This is a genomic window from Photorhabdus temperata (genome assembly GCF_025384845.1).
GTDB classification, from domain to species: domain Bacteria; phylum Pseudomonadota; class Gammaproteobacteria; order Enterobacterales; family Enterobacteriaceae; genus Photorhabdus; species Photorhabdus temperata.
This window is the reverse complement of sequence record NZ_JAJAFX010000019.1, coordinates 46,665-71,697: the sequence shown is the minus strand read 5'-3', so window position 1 is coordinate 71,697 and position 25,033 is coordinate 46,665. Positions and strand designations below refer to the sequence as shown.

Annotated in this window: 20 protein-coding genes and 2 pseudogenes; 6 read left to right on the top strand and 16 right to left on the bottom strand. The window is 41.8% G+C overall.

Annotated elements, in window-relative coordinates; translation table 11 throughout:
• Window positions 1-27 precede the first annotated feature (27 nt).
• The 3 genes from ubiA to pgi form a co-directional block, all read right to left on the bottom strand.
• On the bottom strand, window positions 28-882 hold the full coding sequence (gene ubiA / locus LGZ99_RS09425; protein ID WP_036838935.1) for a 4-hydroxybenzoate octaprenyltransferase: 855 nt from the start codon (window positions 880-882) through the stop codon (window positions 28-30).
• A gap of 36 nt (window positions 883-918) precedes the next feature.
• Complete coding sequence (gene ubiC, locus LGZ99_RS09420) at window positions 919-1,425, bottom strand: chorismate lyase (RefSeq protein ID WP_021324839.1); 507 nt, start codon at window positions 1,423-1,425, stop codon at window positions 919-921.
• Window positions 1,426-1,613: 188 nt separating this feature from the next.
• The gene (gene pgi / locus LGZ99_RS09415; protein WP_036838937.1) at window positions 1,614-3,260 is read right to left on the bottom strand and encodes a glucose-6-phosphate isomerase; all 1,647 of its coding nucleotides are present in this window, start codon (window positions 3,258-3,260) and stop codon (window positions 1,614-1,616) included.
• 299 nt (window positions 3,261-3,559) lie between these two features.
• Here pgi and lysC point away from each other — a divergent pair, with 299 nt between their 5' ends.
• Complete coding sequence (lysC, locus tag LGZ99_RS09410) at window positions 3,560-4,939, top strand: lysine-sensitive aspartokinase 3 (RefSeq protein ID WP_036838939.1); 1,380 nt, start codon at window positions 3,560-3,562, stop codon at window positions 4,937-4,939.
• A gap of 369 nt (window positions 4,940-5,308) precedes the next feature.
• Window positions 5,309-5,608: a hypothetical protein gene (locus LGZ99_RS09405; protein ID WP_023044494.1), complete on the top strand. Its 300-nt coding sequence runs from the start codon at window positions 5,309-5,311 to the stop codon at window positions 5,606-5,608.
• 112 nt (window positions 5,609-5,720) lie between these two features.
• On the opposite strand, the gene LGZ99_RS09400 is transcribed toward LGZ99_RS09405, so the two are convergent.
• The 6 genes from LGZ99_RS09400 to LGZ99_RS09375 form a co-directional block, all read right to left on the bottom strand.
• Window positions 5,721-6,758 (bottom strand): DUF2156 domain-containing protein, encoded by a 1,038-nt coding sequence (locus LGZ99_RS09400; RefSeq protein WP_021324843.1) that lies wholly within the window; start codon window positions 6,756-6,758, stop codon window positions 5,721-5,723.
• Entirely contained in the window at window positions 6,742-9,309 is a 2,568-nt protein-coding gene (locus LGZ99_RS09395; RefSeq protein ID WP_262979062.1) for an aminotransferase class III-fold pyridoxal phosphate-dependent enzyme, read from the bottom strand. Before LGZ99_RS09395 ends, LGZ99_RS09400 begins: the two co-directional genes overlap by 17 nt.
• A gap of 89 nt (window positions 9,310-9,398) precedes the next feature.
• Window positions 9,399-10,445 (bottom strand): acyl-CoA/acyl-ACP dehydrogenase, encoded by a 1,047-nt coding sequence (locus LGZ99_RS09390; protein WP_021324845.1) that lies wholly within the window; start codon window positions 10,443-10,445, stop codon window positions 9,399-9,401.
• Window positions 10,446-10,495: 50 nt separating this feature from the next.
• Complete coding sequence (locus LGZ99_RS09385) at window positions 10,496-11,392, bottom strand: hypothetical protein (protein ID WP_262979061.1); 897 nt, start codon at window positions 11,390-11,392, stop codon at window positions 10,496-10,498.
• Between the two features lie 48 nt (window positions 11,393-11,440).
• Entirely contained in the window at window positions 11,441-11,824 is a 384-nt protein-coding gene (locus LGZ99_RS09380; RefSeq protein WP_023044497.1) for a membrane protein, read from the bottom strand.
• Window positions 11,817-12,641, bottom strand: coding sequence for an alpha/beta fold hydrolase (locus tag LGZ99_RS09375; protein WP_021324848.1), 825 nt, complete (start codon window positions 12,639-12,641; stop codon window positions 11,817-11,819). Before LGZ99_RS09375 ends, LGZ99_RS09380 begins: the two co-directional genes overlap by 8 nt.
• A gap of 913 nt (window positions 12,642-13,554) precedes the next feature.
• On the opposite strand from LGZ99_RS09375, the gene iclR reads away from it, so the two are divergent.
• The gene (iclR, locus tag LGZ99_RS09370) at window positions 13,555-14,385 is read left to right on the top strand and encodes a glyoxylate bypass operon transcriptional repressor IclR (RefSeq protein WP_021324849.1); all 831 of its coding nucleotides are present in this window, start codon (window positions 13,555-13,557) and stop codon (window positions 14,383-14,385) included.
• A 253-nt stretch (window positions 14,386-14,638) separates the two neighbouring features.
• Here the strand turns inward: iclR and LGZ99_RS09365 are convergent, their stop codons facing one another.
• The 3 genes and pseudogenes from LGZ99_RS09365 to LGZ99_RS09355 form a co-directional block, all read right to left on the bottom strand.
• Window positions 14,639-15,199 carry a hypothetical protein gene (locus LGZ99_RS09365; protein ID WP_021324850.1) on the bottom strand — a complete coding sequence of 187 codons (561 nt, stop codon included), beginning with the start codon at window positions 15,197-15,199 and terminating at the stop codon, window positions 14,639-14,641.
• A gap of 288 nt (window positions 15,200-15,487) precedes the next feature.
• Window positions 15,488-15,642 (bottom strand): annotated as a pseudogene (locus LGZ99_RS09360) (IS5/IS1182 family transposase); the annotation flags it as partial.
• A 429-nt stretch (window positions 15,643-16,071) separates the two neighbouring features.
• On the bottom strand, window positions 16,072-16,602 hold the full coding sequence (locus tag LGZ99_RS09355) for a single-stranded DNA-binding protein (RefSeq protein WP_021324851.1): 531 nt from the start codon (window positions 16,600-16,602) through the stop codon (window positions 16,072-16,074).
• Window positions 16,603-16,842: 240 nt separating this feature from the next.
• Here LGZ99_RS09355 and uvrA point away from each other — a divergent pair, with 240 nt between their 5' ends.
• Entirely contained in the window at window positions 16,843-19,677 is a 2,835-nt protein-coding gene (gene uvrA / locus LGZ99_RS09350; protein ID WP_262979060.1) for an excinuclease ABC subunit UvrA, read from the top strand.
• A gap of 62 nt (window positions 19,678-19,739) precedes the next feature.
• On the opposite strand, the gene LGZ99_RS09345 is transcribed toward uvrA, so the two are convergent.
• Complete coding sequence (locus LGZ99_RS09345) at window positions 19,740-20,678, bottom strand: pseudouridine-5'-phosphate glycosidase (RefSeq protein WP_262979059.1); 939 nt, start codon at window positions 20,676-20,678, stop codon at window positions 19,740-19,742.
• Window positions 20,675-21,766, bottom strand: a complete 1,092-nt coding sequence (locus LGZ99_RS09340) for a PfkB family carbohydrate kinase (RefSeq protein ID WP_262979058.1) — start codon at window positions 21,764-21,766, stop codon at window positions 20,675-20,677. Before LGZ99_RS09340 ends, LGZ99_RS09345 begins: the two co-directional genes overlap by 4 nt.
• A 563-nt stretch (window positions 21,767-22,329) precedes the next feature.
• Between LGZ99_RS09340 and LGZ99_RS09335 the strand changes: the two genes are divergently transcribed.
• On the top strand, window positions 22,330-22,506 hold the full coding sequence (locus LGZ99_RS09335; RefSeq protein WP_023044500.1) for a type II toxin-antitoxin system HicA family toxin: 177 nt from the start codon (window positions 22,330-22,332) through the stop codon (window positions 22,504-22,506).
• 51 nt (window positions 22,507-22,557) lie between these two features.
• Window positions 22,558-22,965 carry a type II toxin-antitoxin system HicB family antitoxin gene (locus LGZ99_RS09330; protein ID WP_262979057.1) on the top strand — a complete coding sequence of 136 codons (408 nt, stop codon included), beginning with the start codon at window positions 22,558-22,560 and terminating at the stop codon, window positions 22,963-22,965.
• 146 nt (window positions 22,966-23,111) lie between these two features.
• Here LGZ99_RS09330 and LGZ99_RS09325 read toward each other — a convergent pair.
• Together LGZ99_RS09325 and LGZ99_RS09320 are read right to left on the bottom strand one after the other, a co-directional pair.
• Window positions 23,112-23,186, bottom strand: a pseudogene (locus LGZ99_RS09325) (colicin E3/pyocin S6 family cytotoxin); the annotation flags it as partial.
• Window positions 23,187-23,783: 597 nt separating this feature from the next.
• Entirely contained in the window at window positions 23,784-24,980 is a 1,197-nt protein-coding gene (locus LGZ99_RS09320; protein ID WP_262979056.1) for an amino acid aminotransferase, read from the bottom strand.
• Between the last annotated feature and the right edge of the window lie 53 nt (window positions 24,981-25,033).

Here is a 25,033-nt window from a genome sequence, read left to right as displayed (position 1 = left end):
GGGTTTTCCCCATTATCACCCGATATATCAAACGTAACTGAAGAAGATACCCAAAAATAACACCACACCAACATAGTTATTATTGAGGAATGCCTGGAAACAAAGTTCTCTTTCCCGACCTGCAATCAGTTTCTGCTGATAAATAAATAAGGCACCGGCGAGCAACAATGACCAATAGTAGATGCCGCCCAGATTCATCATATAACCCACCAACAGCAAAACCAGTAACATAGCAAGTTGTAGTAAACTAATAATCAGTTTATCGAAACGACCAAACAGGATAGCAGTAGATTTAACACCAATTTTCAGATCATCGTTACGATCGACCATGGCATACTGCGTATCATAAATAACCGACCACAAGATATTAACCAGAAATAACAGCCAGCATTCTAATGGTAAGGACTCACTAACCGCAGCGAATCCCATTGGGATAGACCAGCCATAAGCTGCTCCCAATACAAACTGAGGAAGATGACTGAACCGTTTAACAAAGGGATAAAACCAAGCCAGCGCCAACCCAGCGACTGACAACCAGATAGCCATCTTATTCAGCGCCAGAACCAACCCGAAAGAAATCAGCACCAGTACAACAAACAGGATCTTACTCTCTTTCTCACTGATAGCACCACTGGGCAGGGGACGTGCTTTTGTACGTTCGACATAACCATCAAATTTTCTGTCAGCAAAATCATTAATGACACATCCTGCTGCACGCATCAGAAACACACCGGCAGTAAAGACCAACAATATATGCATATCCGGAATACCTTTCCCGGCAATCCATAAAGCCCAAAATGTTGGCCATAACAACAATAACGAACCTATGGGTCTGTCAATACGCACTAAACGGCAATAGGCCTGCCATTTACTTTGCGTCATACTTCCCGCCACTTCTGTTTCCCCCTTGTTTGAATTTTATTTTTTGTATACAGGTGATTCAGGCAAGAAGACTTCCGTTAATAATAATGGTTTGCTTGATAACCTCAGCAATGATCGCCTTGCCCAACGTTTCCCCTGTTGCCCTACATGAATATAATCCCGTGTTAATTTATTGCTACTAAAAAGATATCGCCCAAGTGGGACTGTTCCTAAATCAACCAGACTTTCATCAGGGCCGGTTAATGTTGCTTCAGGAATTAATGTTCTTCCCAATAACCAAGGAATATTATCACCGTATAACACGACCTCACGCAGCCAGTACCTCTGACAAGTTGGCAAATGCTCACTTTCATCGAAAAGTTTTTCCACTGTGATAAAAGACTCTCTGAAGGGTACAACATGAACATGGTCACAGTATTGTTCAAAACGGCGGGTCATTGACCCCAACTCCATCAGCCAGTCTGAAATCTCATCAGGCAAGCCGGATGAATCCACCGAAACCCACTGAATAGGCGCCGTTGTTAAGATCGAGTCAGTTAACATGCGATTTTCCATTAGGACAAATTTCTTTTATCCGGTCGTACAATTGATGGGCACTGAGAATACCACGTTGTAGGTATACAGAATAAAAAGTTATGACAAATTCTGTAAATAATGCTTGCCAAAAATAAGCGAATTATGATCAACATAATTCGCTCATACAAATTAAGTCCCTGATTCAGAATAAGTGATTAACGCCATGCTTTAAAGCGGTTAATCAACCCATTTGTCGAGCTATCGTGATCGGCAACCTCTTCACCATCCTCAAGTTTTGGCAAAATACGATTAGCCAGTTGTTTACCCAACTCAACTCCCCATTGGTCAAAAGTGAAAATGTTGAGAATCGCCCCTTGTACAAATATTTTGTGCTCATACATGGCAATCAACGTACCCAAACTGAATGGGGTAATTTCACGCAACAAAATGGAATTCGTCGGACGGTTTCCTTCAAACACTTTAAATAGTGCAACATGCCCGACTTCAACCGCAGTTTTACCACTGGCGGCAAATTCAGCATCCACTTGCCCACGGGTTTTACCGAATGCCAACGCTTCTGTCTGAGCGAAGAAGTTGGATAACAATTTGTTGTGATGGTCACTCAATGGGTTATGGCTGATCGCCGGAGCAATAAAATCACAAGGGATCAGTTTAGTGCCCTGATGAATAAGCTGATAGAAAGCATGCTGACCATTGGTTCCCGGTTCTCCCCAGATGATCGGACCGGTTTGGTAATCCACCGGGCAGCCATTGCGGTCAATATATTTACCATTGGACTCCATATTGCCCTGCTGGAAGTATGCTGCAAAGCGATGCAAGTACTGATCGTATGGCAGAATCGCTTCAGTTTCCGCGCCAAAGAAATTGTTGTACCAGATGCCAATCAGCGCCAGTAATACGGGGATATTCTGCTCAAACTGGGTATGGGCAAAATGCTGATCCATTGCGTGTGCGCCACTGAGCAGTTGTTCAAAATTATCAAACCCAATAGAGAGCGCAATAGACAAACCAATCGCTGACCATAATGAATAACGGCCCCCCACCCAATCCCAGAACTCAAACATATTTTGGGTATCAATACCGAATTTCTTAACTTCCTGCTCATTGGTGGAGAGCGCGGCAAAATGCTTCGCAACATGTGCTTCATCACCGGCAGTTTTCAGGAACCAGTCACGGGCAGAGTGGGCATTGGTCATTGTTTCCTGAGTAGTGAATGTCTTGGAGGCAATCAGAAAGAGCGTTGTTTCCGGGTTAAGCGCTTTCAGGGTCTCCGCGATATGGGTCCCGTCAACATTAGAAACAAAATGCATATTCAAATGATTTTTATAGGGCTTCAGCGCTTCAGTCACCATATAAGGGCCGAGATCGGAACCACCGATACCGATATTCACAACATCAGTCATCGCTTTACCGGTATAGCCTTTCCACTCACCATTAATCACGCGCTGACTGAAATTTTTCATTTTTGCCAACACAGCATTAACCTGCTGCATAACATCTTCCCCATCAACAATAATCGGGGTATTGCTGCGGTTACGCAGAGCAATATGCAGTACAGCGCGATCTTCAGTACGGTTAATTTTCTCACCGGAGAACATGCTGCGAATCGCCCCTGCGACATCCGTCTCTTTCGCCAGCGCTTGTAACTTTTCCAATGTCTCGGTTGTGATACGGTTTTTTGAAAAATCCACCAGCATCTGGTCATCAAACGTTGCAGAGAACTTAGCAAAACGATCTTTGTCCTGTTCAAACAACTCACGTATATGAATATTTTTTATCTGTGCAAAATGCTGTTCTAATGCCTTCCAGGCTGAGGTTTGACTAGGATTGATATTTTTCATGGCTATGCTCTCTATCAACTGACTGTAAATAATTGGAGGTAAAGAAAGATTGTAACCCGTAATTCTGTGATTAAAGCCCCCTTTTCTTTAATCGCTGATATTGGTCAAAACAATTAAGTTTTTCTAGCTCTATTTGCCAAGGCGTATAAAAAATAGTTATTCTTCTCTACTATCCTCAATTTCTTTTATGATTCTCCTATCATCATGAAAGATATTGATATAACCCTTCACTACGTTGACTCAAACCGGTTAACCCGATATTTCTAAAAGACTATCCAGTCAACATTAAGGTTATCGCAATGAGTTCTGTTTCATCCCTTTTCTCGGAAACCGGCAGGTATGTCGTCGCAAAATTTGGTGGTACCAGCGTGGCAAATTTCGATGCCATGAATAGCAGTGCAGATATCGTATTGGCAAATAAAGAAGTACGTGTCGTTGTACTGTCTGCTTCTGCGGGTATGACTAACCTATTAATCGCGCTGGCGGAAGGCTGCGATGCAGATAAACAGGCTGACTATCTGAAACAGATCCACACCATTCAATATGCGATTGCTGATCGTTTGCACATATCTGATGTTATTCGTCAGGAAATCAACCGCTTGCTGGAGAATATTAAAACGCTTTCGGAAACAGCATCGCTGGCAACTTCGGATGTACTGACAGATGAAATAGTTAGCCATGGAGAACTGATGTCCACGCTGTTGTTTACCGAGTTGCTTCGCCAGCGTGGTACCGATGCCGAATGGTTTGATATTCGCAAAATTATGCGTACCGATGATCATTTTGGTCGTGCGGAACCAAACAACACACAGCTTAGAATACTGGCAACTGAACATCTCTTACCTCGTCTGAAAAATACCCTGATTGTCACTCAAGGTTTTATTGGCCGTGAAGAGAAAGGCTGTACCACCACACTGGGACGTGGTGGCAGTGACTATACTGCGGCACTGTTGGGAGAAGCCCTCAACCTGAAGCGTGTTGATATCTGGACAGATGTTCCGGGGATTTACACTACTGATCCACGAGTCGTTCCGGCTGCCCAACGAATTGATAAAATTGCCTTTGATGAAGCGGCTGAGATGGCAACATTTGGTGCTAAAGTCCTGCACCCGGCAACGCTGTTTCCGGCTATTCGCTGTGGTATTCCTGTATTTGTTGGTTCCAGTAAAAATCCTCAGGCCGGCGGTACACTGGTTTGCGATACGACGGAAGCGCCACCCCGATTCCGTGCTATCACCCTGCGCCGGCAACAAACCTTACTGACATTGCACAGCCTGAAAATGTTACACGCACAGGGATTTTTGGTTGAAATATTTACTATCTTGTCACGTCATAACATCTCCGTGGATTTGATCACCACGTCTGAAGTGAATGTGGCATTAACACTTGATACTACCGGCTCCACCAGTACAAATGGCAGTTTGCTGACCAATGCACTGATGACTGAGCTTTCAACGCTGTGCAGGGTTGATGTGGAAAAAGATTTGGCGCTGGTGGCGATTATTGGTAATCAGCTTTCTCAAACCAGTGGATTAGGAAAACAGGTTTTTAGTGCGCTGGAAAGATTCAATCTCCGTATGATCAGTCACGGCGCCAGTAACCATAACTTGTGCCTGCTTGTCCAAGGCAACGACGCAGAACAAATTGTTCAAACGCTTCATCAGCGTTTATTTGAGTGAGTGAATATAGTTTCGTAGACCTTGATATCCCTCTCAGCCAAAAGACTGAGGGGCATATTATGTTAAAAAATCAATAAATATCGTCTAAAGTGGGTCGGTAATAATTCAAGTCAGTTTTAAGTGAGAAAAAATATGATTTACTTGGTTATTTTATGTTAATTTTTCCATTTATCCTATCACCCAACAGCTGATAATAAAACACAAGATAATATTATTATTACATTTATATTGATCTATTATAAATTTACATTCCAAAAATAAAATAACTCTTCCTTATTCCAATGTTTAACATTGGAACCCTCCTCCTACTAAGATAAATTAAAATTATCTTATACATCATAAAAAACAAGTTAAAAACAGGAATAACAAATGAAAGAAAATATAGAATTAACTCCCCCATATAAAAATTCCACAGGAATAATATTATCGTTAGAATCAGGAACAGGAAACCCCTATCCCAATAATACAGAAATTAAAGTTAAACAAAATAATGGACAACAATCTAAATTTTATTTAGATTGGAATCTGGACGTGAACATGAATATTGGTTTATCCATAATATATAACACGTTACTATCTTCATTTCAGCAAAAAAATAAGGTAACAATAACTTATGAAGAGAAAAATAATTTTAGATATATACGCTCAGTGAAAATAATTTCATCATAGAAAATAGACTAATATAAAAATAACTATTAACCATGACAGGTGATCAGTTCAGTATTTTTAGCCCCTCATTGATCACCTGTTACCCAACATTAAAAGAAAACTTCTTACAACATCAAATACTATTGGTCGTCCGCAATGTTGACCATAATGCTTTCATGGCTTTTCCCTTGGGGAAAGCGATATACTCCGGTTCAATTAACGACGGCCGCCAGCTCATTTTATATTGACGTTGCGAAGCGGCAGGATAAACAATGCCGCCTTTTGATGACAACCATTTGGCAACTTTATGAAAGATTGCCGAATCATTGAAGTTCCTCTCCTCATCAAATTCCACCAATGGGGTGAAACCTAAATGAAGGTAGGAAACTGTCCCCTCTTCCAGGAAGTCATTAATCGCGGTTTCATTAATAAACTGCATAGTGCCGTCGGGTATATCCGGTTTCTTTCGGGATAGATTATGAAACCACCCCGATGTCTCCCCCCAAGTGTAACTGTAGACGATATATGCCTGAATCTGTTCTCCCCGAGTTGCAATATAGACTCTGTGCTCACCTGAATTCACTTCCACGGTGTTGAAATCAATCACCAGTTTTTTCAGGGCTTTCGCATGTTTTTCTTTCAACCAAAGCTGATTAATCTGTTCTAGTTGTGGTTTTAGCCGATAATATTCCTCTTGCGAGCTTATCTCTCGAACAGAAATTCCTGCCCTTCTGGATTTGCTGATTTTATTTCTAAGCTGCTGAAACCGCTTGCCTGTCATGCTATATCCATTAAGGCTCAGTGAATAACTGGCCCCAAGCTGGTTCACAGAAAAGCCATTATTCTTCAATAACACAAAGTCACTCTCATCACCGTGCAGAAAAACCGGGAAAGCCCGTTTTTCTCTGGTGAAATTGAGAAATAACTGCAAAAGTGCAGCGCGTTCTTCGTCAGGCGCCAAGATACCACCTACACACATATGTAGGTTTTTGTCCTGGAAGAAACCAATCGCTCCCTTCTGATTCGTAAACCACTGTGTTTCACTATTGAACAACAGACTACTCAACGGGTGCTTTGCATAGCAGAGCACTTTTCTAAGATGACTGTTGCCAAGAACATCCTGAGCGTTCCCGGTGGTAATAACCTGGGGAACATCAGGCAACATACTCATAACGTTCACCTTGATTCTTCGGGGCATACTGGACCGGGATGAACCCATGCTTCCTGGCGATATCCCGGATGGCTAATGCGTCATTGTAATCAATAGACTTGCCGATGCTTTGATGAACACTCACCTGCTCAAGCGCCACAGCAATGGTTTCCGACAAGCAAGCCAGATTGACCCCCGCCGGGACATCGATCAGATTGCAATCGCTGTAAGTGACTTTCTCAGGCTGATAGACCAAACCGCCTTCATAAACGTGATGGTTACCGTCACGAATGAAATCGAATGGTCTGGCCGCATCAAAAACAATCGCGGAATCTTTCAAGTAACGCGTATTCAAGAAAGGCTTGCCTTCACTGGTTGCTGAGACGATAAAGTCAGCCTGACTCAAAGATTGTTCATAACTCTCTATCGCTTCTAAACCAAAGGTGCCAATGACTTCAAGAACTTGCTGATGCAACAGACGGGCATCGGTGACACCGGGATTTTGTTTAAAAAGCCATTTTCTCATCTTATCCATGACAGAATCCGGCTGGATAATATCGTGAGTTTTTAACACTGTGGAGAGAAGCGCCTTGGTCAGTTCAGAAAGCAAAATGCGTGCTTTATTGGGTCGGCTAACCAGGATAATTCGGCCAAAGTTATGGGCTAAACCGGTAACAGAAAGCCTGCCTACAGAACCTCTGGCTCCCACGACCGCCAACGTTTGCTGGGACGCATTTTCAGCCAACATTGAACGAATACCCTCAACCACCGCCATCGCCGTCAGAGAATTGCCGTTAGTCACTATCCGGCCCTGCCGATTATTCACCAAGCTGTTACCACCATCAGTAATCACTGATGTGTAAGCGCCTAATCCGACTATTTCAGCACCATTTTTCTCTGCTATATCAAAATATTCCTTCATCAATACTGTCCGTTCTTTCGCCGACAATGCCATCATATCTTCGGGGCTGATAGGTGAGAAAAGAAGCATACCGTTAGCGTATGCCGTTGAGCTTTCGACACCAAACTCAACCGCGATATCAGGATTGAAATCAATCGCAGAAACTTCCGTGATCCAGTTACCGAGCTGTTTCTGTTGCTCCGGTGTGTAATTCTCCTTTATTGACAGACAATAGGAATGCGCAAGCTCATTGACCGAAGTGGTGTGAATCAGGAAAGCGAATTTCTTACCTTCAATCAATTGCGGCACAGGCGTTTTAATCTGGGCAACATTGCTGTTTCTTGAAATTGGATAACTGACCGATGGTGGCGGGAGATCCGCAACAGATAGGTCTATCAAGTGTGAAAACAGAATGTCATACCGTCCATTCTGGACCAGTTTACAGACCTCATCAAAAGCCGTGAAAAACGCTTTAATATCTTCTTTGGCAACGTTAAGCGGCGGCTCAAAACGTACAGAACAAGGGCGGGACATCAATGGCATGGTGAAAATGCCATAGTGTTTCAATAAGAAACTACAAATAATGTAAGCTAGGCCACCGCTTCGTTGGCTAAAGTTGATAAATATGTTGGAAACAGCCTTACTGTCCTGTATTTCAAGGCCCCGCATCAAGCCGGCACCTTGCCAGTAAAAAAGCGCCGGGTATTTAGCAGACAATTGTTCAAGACATTCATCAACGTAACTGCTGACTTCCTGAACATGCGTTAACGCCTTACCATTATCTTTCGTCAGATGCTGGATGACGGCGATCCCCATTGTCGCTGCCAGAACATTATTGGCAAACGTGGAGCTGTGTTTCTTATCGAACTCGGAAACATAAAGTTCATCTGAATACAACATCGCACCAATAGGCGAGATGCCCGCACCCAATGCCTTAGAAAACAGGATCACATCCGGTTTCAGGGAGTAGAGCGTGGCCGCACAGAATGCCCCCAACCTGCCGATGCCTGTCTGAACTTCATCAAATACTGACAACGTGCCATTAGCCTTACACAGTTGCAAAATACTGGAGAGCGTATCCGATGGAATCACTTTCATTCCACCTTCTCCCTGTACCGGTTCAACGATAAATGCGGCAAATTCCCGGCTTTCCAGCTTTGTTTTTATTTCATCCAGGTTTTCGCTATCAACATGTTCATACAGCTTATCATCGTAAATGAAATCAGCTTTAAACCGATTTGAGCCTGTAGCGGATAATGCCGAGTAGGTTTTACCGTGGAAACTGCGATTCAGACTCAAAATACTTTTTCTGCCGGTCACCAGACGTGCAAACTTAATTGCCGCTTCTACCGTCTCAGCACCACTGTTAGTAAAAGTACAGTGGGTGTATTTCTCCTTGTCTATTTGTTCTGCCAGCATTTCAGCCAATAACCGTACCTTTTTGTGAATATTGGGCTGAAAGAAGATAGGTTCTTTATTTTCAATGAACTTGCTGACTTCGGTGATAGCGAAATCAGGATTATGCCCAAATGGCAATGCACCATATTGAGCCAAAAAGTCTTTAACAACCCGGCCATCCGATAATGTAAGCCGGTTATTTTCAGCAGACTTAATATCCAGTTCAAGGCCCACAGAGTTTAATAAACTCTCACGATATTGATTAACAAACATAGTTCTCTCTCTTTTTTTAGGTGCACAAAGTCATGCTGTAAACAGCATGGGAAAATTCTTGAGTTATAAATAGGTGATCTAATAAATCATTAAGCTGGCTGCATTATTTGGTTAACCATCTGGAATTCTCCTATAGGATGAAATTTGAATAACTGTACAGCGGAATAGAAACTCATAATTTCTGGTGTTGTCATCACCTTAATTCCACCGCAACATCGGAATATGAAATTGGCGGTCTCTTCAAGGATCTTTTCTAAGGTATAACGTAATGCGAGGATCTTATAGACGGCGTTTTCATCCTGACTAGCATAGAAAGCTATCGTCAGCATCTGATCGAGAATAACATTAATCTTATAATCAGCTTGGGTCAGGGGATATTTAATGGACTGCTGTTCTGCCACTTTCTCAGGAATAAAACGAGCAAGCCCACCCAAAACACCAGAGTAAGTATTAGCGGCAAAATAATTAAATAGTGATAAACCGTAGGAAAGAACTGCTTGCTGCTCAAGTCCCTTATAATGAGAAAGACGTTTTGATGAAACTTCAGTATCCGAAAATTTGACTTCTTGATTATCACTTTCAGTAAAAATCCCCAACCGCCAGAAAGGAATAACCTTAATACTCTGCACCGATTTAGAAACCAACACGACTCTCATTTCATTGCCATTATCTGTATCGCAAACCGATAATACGTAATAATCCGCAATCGAAGACAGAGAACAGGGTTTCTTCGAACCATTAACTAATAGTTTTCCTCCTTTAGAATGCATTTTAAGTGATGGCATAAAAATATTTGCTCCAGGCAGCCCCTCAGCAAAGGCAGAAGCGACCAACGCTTTTGAAGTCATCACTTCATTCAATAATGTGTTGTTATCTTCGAATAAATCGGGAAACTTACTGCAAGCCAGTACAATATGATTATGCATGGTTAAGGCAATACCGACAGAGGGAAGCCATGAAGAGACTTCACGAATAGTCTTACCTACCTGATTAAGCCCCTCGATGCTGGATTGAGCCACCAAGCGTAGGCATTGTGAAGCGGCTTCAGAATCTAATAACAATCTCTTCAACCTATCAGGCGTTAAATGCTGATATTTCCCGCTGTTTTTCCTGAGCTCTTCAACAATATCTGTCATTTTCAACTCTCCTTTGCTTATTCAAACAATCCACTGAATAAGCCTGATATCTACACTAAACCCATGTACTCAAGGCGGGATTGTTGCATCTGTTCAACCAAAGAATGAGACAGCTCAAGGCGAGATTCCACGGTAGAATCGGACAACAACATCCCAGGCACCAACTCATAGCCTTCAATAAAGCGCAAATGGCTCTGCATACCTCGCTGATAGAACATTTCACGCTCCACAAACAGGCCATCAACAGAGACCTGATTCCATAACGCCAATCCTTCTTCTATACACTCAAAAGCTGATTGCTTTAGAGAGCTGTCATTTTCGAGTGCCATTTTGACAATGTTTGCACACACGGTCAGATGCCTTAATTCATCGGCGTTAGCTCTGGCCTGAGTCTCGGCGGCTACAATATCAAAAGGACGCCATTTGATCTCACTGAGTTCTGAAGTTGGCGCCAGCACCCCTTCCAGAACAACAGTAATGATCAGCACACCTGCGATATAGTCATTTTTCAATACCACCCACTTGTCAAAATAGGTTCTCAATGTTTCCAGCATATGGGTCATTTTTCCCCATAAGAGGCTTTCCATTTTTCCAGCCACATTGTTGATATCCGCAAAACCTATTCTAACCAGATGTTCCCTGAATAATTTGGCATGTCTGCCTTCGTCAAATATCTGGGTTAGCATATAATCAAAGTTGATATTGTCAGGTGCCTTATCTGCAAGCAGCAGTAATGCCTTAGTCGCTTCATATTCTGAAATCGATTTAAAAGAAAGCTCCCTAATCAGAGACTCCCGCAAATCACCCGGTAAATAGGTTAGTTTAGGATCATTGGCATAATTGGTTTTTTGTCTTTTTTCAACCTTTACCTGTTCAGTAAACCATTCATCCAATCCCCAATCCTTTGCCTGCATTTCTATTTCCGATGCCTGTTTAATTAAGCCCATGATATAAATTCCTATTCAGATAGAATTATCTCTTTGTAATGCTTCATTTTAATGAACAGTTGGCTGTTTAAATATATTAATAAATAATTTAGGAAAATTTCCCAGTACACCTCGATCTAGGCAAATATGGACAAATAACGCAATGACACTGTAATTATCCTGAAATAACAAGAGCCAGAGCAAAGTAATCATACTAAGCGTGAATAAATTGTGGCAAATATTATAAACAGTATAAAAAACAGGTGGCGGAACCTCTTTCTTATTCAGCAAGCTCCAGATCCGTCCTGGGTAATAGCCGATAATATCAATCATAAAGAATAACACAATAAATTGCCACCAATTGATATAACTCTCAAGCTGCCAGGTCAGAAATAAACTGATAAAAAACAACCCCAGAAATTCCCAACGCAGAATTTTCAATGTATTAATCATTTCTATTCTCCATCATTTCTCTCTTCATGATCGCAATAATCTCTTCTGGCTGTTTAATCCAGACACTATGAGGATTCCCCTTAAGAGACGAGGTTATTTCACTAACTTTTGCGTTAGATATAAGACTTGCTAATGATTTGGCGGATTTTAATGGCGCCCAATTATCTTCTTTAAAACAAATATAAACCGCTTTGGATAAATTCTTATTCATTTTACCTTTATAAGCACTGATATGGTTATAATTCCCTGTCCAGACAGTTCTGGACCAGTCCCGCATCAACCCCTTAGCTTCTCTTATACCAAAACCAATCTTTTTCCCAGGGAGATAACCATATAACGCAGTCAGAATGTTAAAAATAACAGCAGCTTTTATCATCTGTATCCGCCCCATTCCCTGCCAATTCTTATACCACACGCTCCCAGTTGCCACACAAAACAGAGAAAAAGGCCGGTCAGTTGAGCAGGCAAAAAGCGTCGCAATATGCCCTCCAAGGCTGTGACCAAATACAATAGGAATTTCCTTACTATTTAATTGAATAGCCTTGTCCAACATTGTGGGAAGATAATCCCGCAGTAGATCGGAATAGTTATAATCATTTTCCCTGCTGGGTTTAGGTTGGTTGTCTCCATAACCTGGCATATCAGCAGTCACAACCTGAAAACCCTCTTTTGCCAGTTGTTGTATCAGAGTTTCATATTTCCTGATTTCCACACCAATAGCCGGTAACAATACAATAACCCTGCCATTACTATCTCCCTGATAAACCTTATAATTACAGAGAAAATTGCCAGCCACTTTAAAATTATTATTTTTCATATCTACAGTGTCCCCATTAACTACATCACACTCCGGTGACTGACATCGGCGATAAAGCAGCCAAAAAAATTCGTGTTTTGAAAGCGATAAATATCAATCAGTTATCTATATTTACCTTTTCGGGCTATCGGTGGTTTTTAAATTTATTATTACCCAATAAAAAGCCCCTTATACTTTCTTAGTTACAGGCTATCGATAAATCAAGAAACATATATTATTTTCCAAATTATTTGCTGGAAGAATTATTTTACACTTCATACACGATTTAATTACAAGAGTGAATTATATCATAAATATATTAACAAAATTAATTACCAAACAGTAATAATATCAATCCTGAATATATTAAATACATAAAACAACGCCCACAGAGTAATATGGTTATATATAAAAATAATCGATTAATAATTGAGATAGATGACTTTAATTTCGTAAATACATAAAAGCAAATTAGCTTTATTCATGTAAAAATTAAATAATATATTCGTAAATTATTTCATCATATTATTTTTACCAAATCAATTTAATATTTTCACCAAAACAAACTATTAATTGCTTACATTATCTCTTAATAACACTTACACAATGAAATTATTAAAGATCATAAATTATTATTTATCTACTATTTAATTCATCAAATTAATCAGTCATTCTGATGTTTTATTTTTTTGACTGGTTTTAATTACAACCATCAATTTTACGGGATTAAAAACTACCTTATTCGGCGTTATTGTTGCAGGCCGTTATTGTAAATAAATAGTGAACACAGGCAGCGCACAGAAATCAGATCTATACATAGTACGTAAGGAGTGACAGATAACATTCTCCACACATCGGATGAGTGTTTTTCAGGTTTATCGTTCATAATTGGAAATGAAAATGAATTCCATCTTATGATTCAGAGGGCATTTCAATGAGCACTGCCGTTACCAGTAAAAAAATAAAACGAACTAAGATTACGACGAATAATGCTGCTGCTAACGGGCAGGTACAGTCATTAAGTCGTGGGCTTAATCTTTTGGAATCTATTTCCGAGTCACCCGGCGGTATCGCGCTGACTGATTTAGCACAACAAGCCGGATTACCCAACTCCACCACTCACCGCCTTTTGACCACCTTGCAACAGCACGGTTTTGTTCGTCAGGTTGGCGATTTAGGGTTGTGGGTTATCGGTTCACACACGTTTATTGTCGGCAGCAGTTTCTTACAGAGTCGCAATCTATTGGCACTTATTCACCCTATCCTTCGCCGCCTGATGGAAGATTCCGGTGAAACCGTCAATCTGGCTATTCTTGATCACAGTGAATATGAAGCGGTTATTGTCGATCAGGTGCAGTGTAATGCCCTGATGAGAATGTCCGCACCTATTGGCGGCAAATTGCCTATGCATGCTTCCGGGGCAGGAAAAGCATTCCTTTCAACACTATCAGATAACCAACTGGTTCAGTTACTGCATAAAAAGGGGCTTCATGCTTACACGCAACATACCAAGACAACCCCTTCAGGTTTAAAAGAAAATCTGGAACAAGCACGCAAACAAGGGTATTCATTCGATGATGAAGAACATGCTTTGGGTTTGCGCTGTATTGCCGCTTGTATTTATGATGAGCATCACGAAGCTTTCGCTGCTATTTCTATTTCCGGCCCTGTATCTCGGATCACCGATGATCGCGTCACTGAACTTGGCGCTTTGGTTATCCGTGCAGCAAAAGAGATCAGTAAAGAATATGGTGGAATTCGTTAACTCTTTTTCCTGATAATCATCACTTTCACAGGGCATTGGTTTTGTTGTGCCCTGTCTTTTCAGGTCAATAAATTCAACTTAATTTATAATATTCCTGAAAATATTATCGCTAATATAACAGAATAATAAAGAAATGATTTAGCAAAGCTGGAAACAGTATTACAGAGAAATTATGTCAAGAATCCGAAAATAATAACATTTCCGGATTCTTATATATAAAATATTTGGTTAATAGAGCATTAACCGATTAAAATCATGCTTTTGATAAATTCCAAGTACCTGTTCCATTACCCCGGTTAGAAAGAAGTGAGGTATATACCTTATATAATGAACCAGGAGCATTGGCAGTAAAACAAGTATCGAGGAATCCCCCATGTACGTTATTATAACCATTAAGAAAACGGATTACATCGCCTTCACGAATTTTACCGTCATACCCGCTTGTTGTATCTGAAAAAACATACCAAGTCAGTGTATCGACTGGACGTGCTACTTTATCTGCTGTGTAAACATTATAGAGTTCAGGCGACGGTGCATGACCATTAGTGCCAAGATATCCCCCATTATTCAGGTAAAGATTCATGAGAAACACAGCATCACCACTATAAACCTCTGTTCCTATGTTCTTTCCGCTCGCAGATAAGACTTGCCATGTACCTGTACCCGGACCACGTGCCGGCGAAGTAGCCGTGAGTACGTTATATTTTGCTCCTGGCACATTTGCATAACCATTAGTATCCAAATAGCCACCATTTCCATTATTATAGTTATTTTTGATATAAATTTTATCACCATATAAAATTACGCTAGCCATTATTAGCTCCTTAAATGTTTTTATGAAGTTATATATGCATTGTATGAAAATTTTAATCTATTTAATTAAGAGTCAAAAATATTCATTATTTTTCTAGTCATTATTCATGATAAAAAAATATGTTATCGAGACTCAATAAAATTATAGAACGCCAAAAAATAAACAGTTCTATTTTTATTTATTAAATCAATTACCCAATATATGGTTTTAATTTACATTCCAATTATGCATTTTTAATGAAAAATATATGGTGGGTTCACATAATAAGTGCAAACTTAGATAATATCGTCATAAAATGCTTAACCAAAGAGCGAGACAGCGGATCTGAACGGCAGCAAGAAATGAGGCACTATTTTTGGCATAACGGGTCGCTATACCACGCCAGTGTTTAAGATGGAAAAAGCATTTTCGACTCAGTGCCTGAGCCGATAGAGGTCCCGGTCACATGGTTAAGTAATCCATTCGTGTACCATTCACCCTTCTCTTGCCAGATTACTGGCAGAAACCAACCAGCTATCCATTGATGAATTGGATTTATTGCTGGTTCGCCACAGCTTAGATGACAGGTAGGAACGGGCTTACTATGTGTGTATGCGCTGAGAGAAGAGGCCAGCCTCAATACACGGGTTATAGTGGTCTACTACAGATTCAACCAATTAGGCTTAATCATATGGGGCTTGCAATGGCTGGCGCAAAGTAGGTTATTTCCCCGCAACCAGCCTTTTCCTGACATGCTACACTCCCTTCCTCTTTCAAGGTTTAAATCCATTACTGGATAAGGATAAGTCAGGCTTGCAATAGGTACTTCAACAGCCTATGGTTATCACAAAGCAACATGATAAGTGATTGTTTTAAAAAGAAAAACTTTGCATTTAAAACGGAATGTCATCATCAAAATCCATCGGTGGCTCATTGCCTTGTGGAGCAACGGACTGAGCCGGACGAGAAGGCGCACCGCCGCCGCTGAACTGCTGAGATTGTTGTGGTTGTGATTGTGGCTGCTGTGGTTGTCCCCAGCTACCCCCTTGCGATTGGTTATCCTGGAAGCCGCTCGCACGCCCACCCAGCATTTGCATGGTACCACCCATGTTTACTACCACTTCAGTGGTGTAACGATCCTGGCCGTTCTGATCCTGCCATTTACGGGTTTGCAGAGCGCCTTCAATATAAACCTGTGAACCTTTACGCAGGTATTCACCCGCGACTTCCGCCAGTTTGCCGAATAAAACAACCCGGTGCCATTCTGTCTTCTCTTTCATCTCACCGGTTTGTTTATCGCGCCAGCTTTCAGAAGTCGCCAGAGTAATGTTGGTAACTGCGCCACCGTTTGGCATATAGCGGACTTCTGGGTCCTGCCCCAGGTTGCCGATTAAAATAACTTTGTTTACGCCTCTGCTGGCCATTGGGAATACTCCTGATGAAGATGAAATGAATTTCTACAATTATAAGCAATGCAGTTTAACATGCGACGCTAAAAATGAAACGCAGCCACATTAGAACGGACTTTGCGAAGCTTACCGTACTTTATACTGTACTTATTACATTATTTCACTTAAATACTGTATATCTAATCAGTCAACTCTGTGTAATAATAACGCACTTATTATTAGTTATGCACGTACGAATAATCTGGGAAATGGTTCATGGATAACATCGAAGTTCGGGGCGCACGCACCCATAATCTCAAAAATATCAATCTGATAATTCCCCGAGACAAGCTGATAGTTATCACGGGTTTGTCCGGCTCAGGTAAGTCTTCTCTAGCATTCGATACTCTGTATGCAGAAGGGCAGCGTCGCTATGTTGAATCGCTTTCAGCTTATGCGCGCCAGTTTCTGTCACTGATGGAGAAACCAGATGTTGATCATATCGAAGGGCTATCTCCGGCTATTTCCATTGAACAAAAATCCACTTCCCATAACCCACGTTCAACCGTGGGAACAATTACTGAAATTCATGATTATCTGCGTTTGCTGTTTGCCCGTGTAGGTGAACCACGTTGTCCTGATCACGATGTTCCGCTCGCAGCACAGACTGTCAGCCAGATGGTAGATAATGTTCTGGCACTGCCGGAAGGGAATCGCCTGATGTTGTTGGCACCAATTGTCAAAGAGCGCAAAGGGGAACACACTAAGCTACTGGATAATCTGGCAGCTCAAGGGTATATCCGCGCACGCATTGATGGTGAAGTCTGTGATCTGTCCGATCCCCCCAAACTGGAATTACAGAAGAAACATACCATTGAGGTGGTCATTGATCGCTTTAAAGTTCGCACCGATCTGGCCCAACGTCTGGCTGAATCTTTTGAAACAGCGCTGGAGCTTTCAGGTGGCACAGCCATTGTCGCCGATCTGGATGACAATAAAGCTGAAGAACTGATTTTCTCCGCTAACTTTGCATGTCCTGCATGTGGCTATAGCATGAGTGAGCTGGAACCTCGCCTGTTCTCTTTTAACAACCCAGCTGGTGCCTGCCCAACTTGTGATGGTTTAGGCATTCAGCAATTTTTTGATCCTGACAGAGTCATCCAGAATAGTGATATCTCTCTGGCTGGGGGGGCAATTCGGGGCTGGGATCGCCGTAATTTCTACTATTTCCAGATGCTGTGTTCATTGGCAAACCATTATAAATTTGATATTGAAGCACCTTTCAATTCCCTGAGTGCCAGTATTCAGAAAGTGGTGCTATACGGTTCCGGTAAACAATCCATTGAATTTAAATACACCAATGACCGTGGCGATACCACGGTGCGCAACCACCCGTTTGAGGGGGTACTGCATAATATGGAACGCCGCTATAAAGAGACAGAATCTGCTGCCGTTCGTGAGGAACTGGCGAAATATATCAGCAACCGCTCATGTATTTCCTGTCACGGAACCCGTTTACGCAAAGAAGCCCGTTATGTATTTATTGAGAATACAACTTTACCGGAAATCTCGGATTTCAGTATCGGCCATGCAATGGATTTCTTCCAAAATATCAAGCTCAGTGGACAGCGCGCACAAATTGCCGAAAAAGTATTGAAAGAGATCCGTGACCGCTTGAAATTTTTGGTTAATGTTGGCCTGAATTATTTAACGCTCTCCCGTTCTGCCGAAACCCTGTCCGGTGGCGAAGCTCAGCGTATCCGTCTTGCCAGCCAGATTGGTGCAGGTTTGGTGGGAGTAATGTATGTACTTGATGAACCGTCTATTGGGTTACATCAGCGGGATAATGAACGTCTGCTGGAAACGTTGATCCACTTGCGAAAGCTGGGGAATACTGTGATTGTGGTTGAGCATGATGAGGATGCAATCCGCGCTGCCGACCATATTATTGATATCGGCCCCGGTGCTGGTGTGCATGGTGGCGAAATCGTCGCGGAAGGTACAGTTAAAGATATCATGATTAGCAAAGATTCACTGACAGGTAAATTCCTGAGTGGTGAACGGCAAATTGCAATCCCAGAGCAGCGTATTCCGGCTGATCCGAAAAAAATACTGAAGCTGATTGGCGCGAAAGGTAATAACCTGAAAAATGTGACGTTCAGCCTACCGGTCGGATTATTTACTTGTATTACCGGGGTCTCCGGCTCCGGTAAATCGACGCTAATAAATGATACCCTGTTCCCCATTGCACAACGCCAATTGAATGGCGCGACCAATATCAATCCTGCGCCTTATATTGATATTCAAGGACTGGAGCATTGCGATAAAGTCATTGATATTGACCAGAGTCCGATTGGCCGAACTCCCCGCTCTAACCCCGCAACTTACACCGGTGTATTCACGCCAGTCCGTGAGTTGTTTGCAGGCGTACCTGAATCCCGCGCCCGTGGTTATACACCCGGACGATTCAGCTTTAACGTTAAAGGTGGACGTTGTGAAGCTTGTCAGGGTGATGGCGTTATTAAGGTAGAAATGCACTTTCTGCCTGATATTTATGTCCCTTGCGATCAGTGTAAAGGTAAGCGTTATAACCGCGAAACACTGGAAGTAAAATATAAAGGCAAAAATATCAATGAAGTCCTGAATATGACGATCGAAGAAGCCCGTGAATTCTTTGATGCAGTTCCTGCTCTGGCCCGTAAATTGCAAACACTGATAGATGTCGGTCTTTCTTATATCCGTCTGGGGCAATCAGCAACGACGTTGTCAGGTGGTGAAGCACAACGGGTAAAACTGGCGCGTGAGCTATCTAAACGTGGAACTGGACAGACGTTATATATTCTTGATGAACCAACAACCGGTCTGCATTTTGCTGATATTCAGCAATTATTGGCGGTTTTGCATCAGTTACGCGATCAAGGAAATACCATTGTGGTTATTGAGCATAATCTTGATGTGATTAAAACCGCTGACTGGATCGTGGATCTTGGTCCTGAAGGAGGAAGCGGTGGCGGTGAAATTCTGATTTCTGGTACGCCAGAAGAGGTATCCGAATGTGAGAAATCACATACTGCGCGTTTCCTGAAACCGATATTGAAGAAAAAAGCCTAATTCACAAATAGGGGCTCAGTTGAGCCCCATTGTTTTCTGCCAGTAACTTTTCCAAACTCACTTCACCTACGGTTTTCCCAATAACAACAAGCAATTTTCGCCGCCAGTTCAGCGTTATTAAGTATCAACTGAATATTGGCAGACAGACTATCGCCTCCGGTCAACTCAACCACTCGAGCCAATAAAAACGGCGTACATTCCTTTCCACTCACTCCCTGCTCAATGGATTCGCGTACCGCCTGTTCAATAGCGGCATTGATCTCCGCTTCCGGCATGGCATACTGCTCAGGGATCGGGTTGGCAATTACTAATCCCCCCTGTAATCCGGTATCCCATTTTATCTCCATTGCCTGGGCTATCTGTTCTGGAGAATCCAGGCGAATATTGACAGAAAATGGACTGGTACGGCAGAAAAATGCCGGTAAAGAGTGGGTCTGATAGCCAATTAATGGTACACCGTGAGTTTCAAGGTATTCTGTTGTCAGACCAAGGTCCAGAATGGATTTAGCACCCGCACAGACTACCGCAACACTGGTTTTTGCCAACTCCTGCAAGTCGGCTGAAATGTCAAAAGTATGTTCTGCTCCACGATGCACACCACCAATGCCACCGGTAGCGAAAATTTTAATCCCCACCATTTCTGCAATAATCATGGTAGAGGCAACGGTGGTCGCACCGTTTTTTCCGGCAGCTACCACAAATGGTAAATCACGACGACTGACTTTAGTAACCTTGTAGCCTTCACTGCCCAAAAGTTCTATTTCTTCATGGGACAAACCGGCTTTCATGCGCCCATTGATAACGGCTATCGTTGCAGGAATAGCGCCATTTTCCCTGATTTTCTGCTCAACTTGTAGCGCAATTTCTACATTTTTCGGATAAGGCATCCCTTGAGCAATAATCGTAGATTCCAGCGCTACGACGGGTTGGCTATCTGCTAAAGCTTCTGCAACTTCCGGGAAAACATCCAGATATTCATTTCCAATAGCGTGATTTTTCATGATTGTAATTCCAATAGTTTTTGGACACTGCCATTTGACAGGTTTGGATTATTGGTAAATTCACAAGATAATGTAAGGGCAGAACACCCTTGAGCAAAACGAACACTCTCTGCCAGCGTCATATCTTCCAGCCAACAGTTCACCAGCCCGGCCATCATCGCATCGCCAGCGCCTGTTACATTAACAACCTTGACACGGATAGGATGTGACCAACCTGCCATCCCATCACTTTCACTAAAGTAAACACCTTCTACGCCCATACTAAGCACTAAACGTTGCACACCTTGATTGTGAAACCACCGTGCCACATCGGGAACATCAGTAGGTTGGGTGATTTTCATACCACTCAATGTTTCCGCCTCCAGGCAGTTAGGTTTTAAGGTGTGAATATGGGAAAGCCAGTTTTTAATTTTAGGCGCTTTAAATGCAGATACGGTATCTACAAACACGGGTACTGTTCCGGCGTTAGTGAACAACCAGGTCAATGCTTCTTCGGATAAATTGCAGTCAACTACCAGTACTCCGGCGTGTTGAATAAGATCAGAATGGCTTACCAACAACGATGGAGTCAGTTTTTCCAGAATATGCATATCGTTGATGGCAACCAACATCTCACCATCATCATCTAATAAAGAGATATACGTCGAGGTATTCTCACCATAAAGCTTATAACAGTGATCGACGTTAACACCCGCGCGTTTGGCCTGATCTAATAAAGTACTGCCATAGAAATCATCACCAACAACAGAAATAAGATGACATTCTTTACTCAATAGCGCGATATTTTGGGCAATGTTTCTGCCTACACCACCAGGTGTGCATTTCACTTTTCCTGGGTTAGAATCTTCATAAATTAATTTAGCAGATGCATAACCACAAACGTCCATATTAATAGAGCCAATAGTTACCACATAATTATGATCAGATAAAATATAACCTTTCCCCTTTATATATCCCTTATTCATTAAATTCATAATATGACCAGCGACACCAGAGCGACTTATACCTAAAATATCGGCAATCGCTTGCTGAGGGATCAATGGATCTCGTCTCAGAAGGTGCAATATTTTTTTTTCCCGGTTCGTCATTTTTGGGCACTTGTTTGTTTTTAAACATACGTTTGTTTTATGTGCGAAATGTAAAACAGTAAAGAGGGATTTTTTAGTTTTATGATGAAGTTGGGAGAACGATCGTAAGAATGGATTGCCGAGTTTTAACCCTGTTTTATGTGATCGCCATCAAGTTAAACCCCGCTGAAAAAAATTTATCCCAGTACATTGATAATAAATCAGCCTCTCACTCTGGAAATAGATTTAATAAAACAAAGTAATAAGCAAAATCTTATCTAAACCTAACAAATGTTTGGGTATACCTTAAAATAGTCAGGATCATTTTTTACCATTTGAAACACGTTTCATGAAAATTTGATTTGTTTCACATTAAAAAACATATTCCATAGCCGGAATTGTCCGCGAACAAGCTATACACTCTGCGACTAGAACAATTCCCACGTTAAACTTCATCCTATTAAAGAAAAAATAAAAATACTTATAACTCTATTATACCTATAAACAAAAATGTTTATAAAACCCTTGCGTCTATAACCAAAAATGTTTATATTTGTTTTCAAGTTAAACAAACGGAGGAGGCAGTGAAGCAAAGCGAGTTTCGCCGGTGGCTTAAAGCTCAAGGAGCAGAATTTAAAGATGGGACTAATCATCTGAAAGTTTTCTTGAATGGTAAGCAAACCACGATGCCAAGGCACCCTAGCAAAGAAATTCCAGAACCACTAAGGAAAGCAATATTAAAACAGCTAGGCATCAAATAACAAACCGGCCCTAAGGGGCTGGTTACTCGCATAACTTCACTGAGTAAAAATATGCGATACCCAGTAAAATTCGAACATGACGAAACAGGTTGGGCTGTGATGTTCCCAGATATCCCTGAAGCCTTAACAGGTGGAGATACTAGAGAAGAAGCGTTAGCTATGGCGCGGGATGCTCTGGTTACTGCATTTGATTTCTACTTTGAAGACCGGCGCAAAATACCAGCACCGTCGCTTGAAGGAGAAGCTTTTGTCGAAGTACCGGCTAGTATAGCGGCTAAAGTTTTGCTGTTGAATACGATGCTTCAAACAAGAACAAGCAATGCGGAGCTTGCACGGTTACTAGGCACCCGACCGCAAGAAATCCAACGTATAGTGTCATTAAGTCATAGTACTAAAATTGACACTATAGAGAATGCGTTAAATGCCTTAGGCAAGCATCTGGAGCTTATTGCCATTTAAACATCACGATAGAATAACCTTAAACCTCGCCGCAGCGAGGTTTAAGTGAATAACTAAATTACGGCCTCATTACCATTTATCTCGGTAGTCAAAAGATACCTGATAGTCATACTTGGCTAAACTTCCAATTCCCCTTCTTGATAATCTCATTCATAAGTTTTACGGCCTTTTTTATCAGCCCATCGTTTTCTTAAACCTCCACCACCTTGTCGTGGAGTTTTATCTTTAGCTTTTCCTGATAAATTTTATCAAGCGGTTTGAATACTTGTTCTGCTTCATAAAGCCGCCGCTCCGCTGCTTCAACAGGATGTGCTTTCTCCCACTTTTCTTGTTGCTGCTTCGCCTCTGCCGCCTATTTTTTAGCTTCCGCCGTACTCAATACTGTCGTCACCGAAACTTGGCTAGAGCCTCTCCATCTCCTCCTTTACTGCCTACGCTCTCTATTGTCTGCATATCACGGTCATGGCTCTTTCTATCTCCCTCATTCTCCTCTTTCATCAAATAAAAAGCACACATAATTACTGTATGTAAATACAGTAAATTAGAACAAAAACAGATTTATCTCAAGTAATAATGATTATTATTATTTATATAATAATAAACACCATTTAAGATTAGTGAACCTCGTTACTAGTTTGACTAATAATTGCAGGTCAAAAAAATACTACAATAAAAACATTAAAAATCAATAAATTAAGTGAATTCAAAGAAAAGAAAAAGCGCACCATACATAGTGCGCTTCTAAAGAGGGATGTACTGCTATTTTACGAACCTGCCAATCATTATCATCAATAACAGATCATTTATATTAAAATTTATTACTTATTTACCGTCGCAAATGTTTCAGCAATACGTTCAACGTTGTGGTAATTAACCCCAGCCATACAGACACGGCCATTACCGACCAAGTAAACAGCAAACTCTTTGCGCAGGCGATCCACTTGCTGCTGACTAAAACCGGTATAACTGAACATGCCACGCTGTTTCAGCAAGTGATCAAAATTTTTCTCTGGCAATGCGGTTTTCAGGACATCCACCAGCACCGTGCGCATTTCCAGAATACGCATGCGCATATGTTCAACTTCTCCCAACCACTGTGCCTTTAAAGCCGGATCAGTCAGTACCTTAGCCACAACTTGTGCACCAAAATTCGGTGGACTGGAATAAATACGGCGTACACCAGCCTTCAACTGTCCAAACACCCGATCTTTGATCTGGGCATCATCACAAACAACAGACAAGCCACCAACGCGTTCACCATACATAGAAAATATCTTGGAGAAGGAGTTGCTTACCAGGAAAGGCAAACCGGCTGTCGCCATAGCGCGAATGGCATAAGCATCTGCTTCCATGCCATCTGCAAGCCCCTGATACGCAATATCAAGAAATGGCAAAAGTTCCCTTTCTTCAACAATCTGAACAACCTGATCCCATTGATCATCTGTCAGATCCGATCCCGTTGGGTTATGGCAACAAGGATTCATCAAAACTATGCTTTTTGCCGGCAATTTTTTGAATGTTTCCAGCATTTCACTGAATTTTACCCCTTTGGTCTGTTCATCAAAATAAGGGTAATAGTTCACCTTCACACCTGCGCCAGTAAAAATAGCCGCGTGGTTTTCCCAGGTTGGATCACTGCACCACACTTCTGAATCAGGAAAATACCGATGCAGAAAATCAGCACCAACTTTCAGACCGCCAGAACCACCTAACGCTTGAATTGTTGCCACCCGCTGTTGTTGCAACATGGGGTGATCTTTACCAAATAGCAGTTCCTGAACAGCAAGACGATATGATTGCAGCCCTTCCATTGGCAGATAAAGAGAGGCAGTTTGTGACATCGCACGAAGTTGCTCTTCGGCGGTAGCCACAGCCTGCAATTGCGGAGTTACACCTTGCTCATCGTAATACAGCCCAATGCTCAGATTAATTTTTTCCGCACGAGGATCTTTTTTAAATTCTTCAGCCAGCGAAAGAATAGGATCACCGGCATAAGCATCAACATTCTGGAACATCAGGCTATACTCCTTGTCAATCAGTTATTCAACAAACAATATAGCCTATAGCA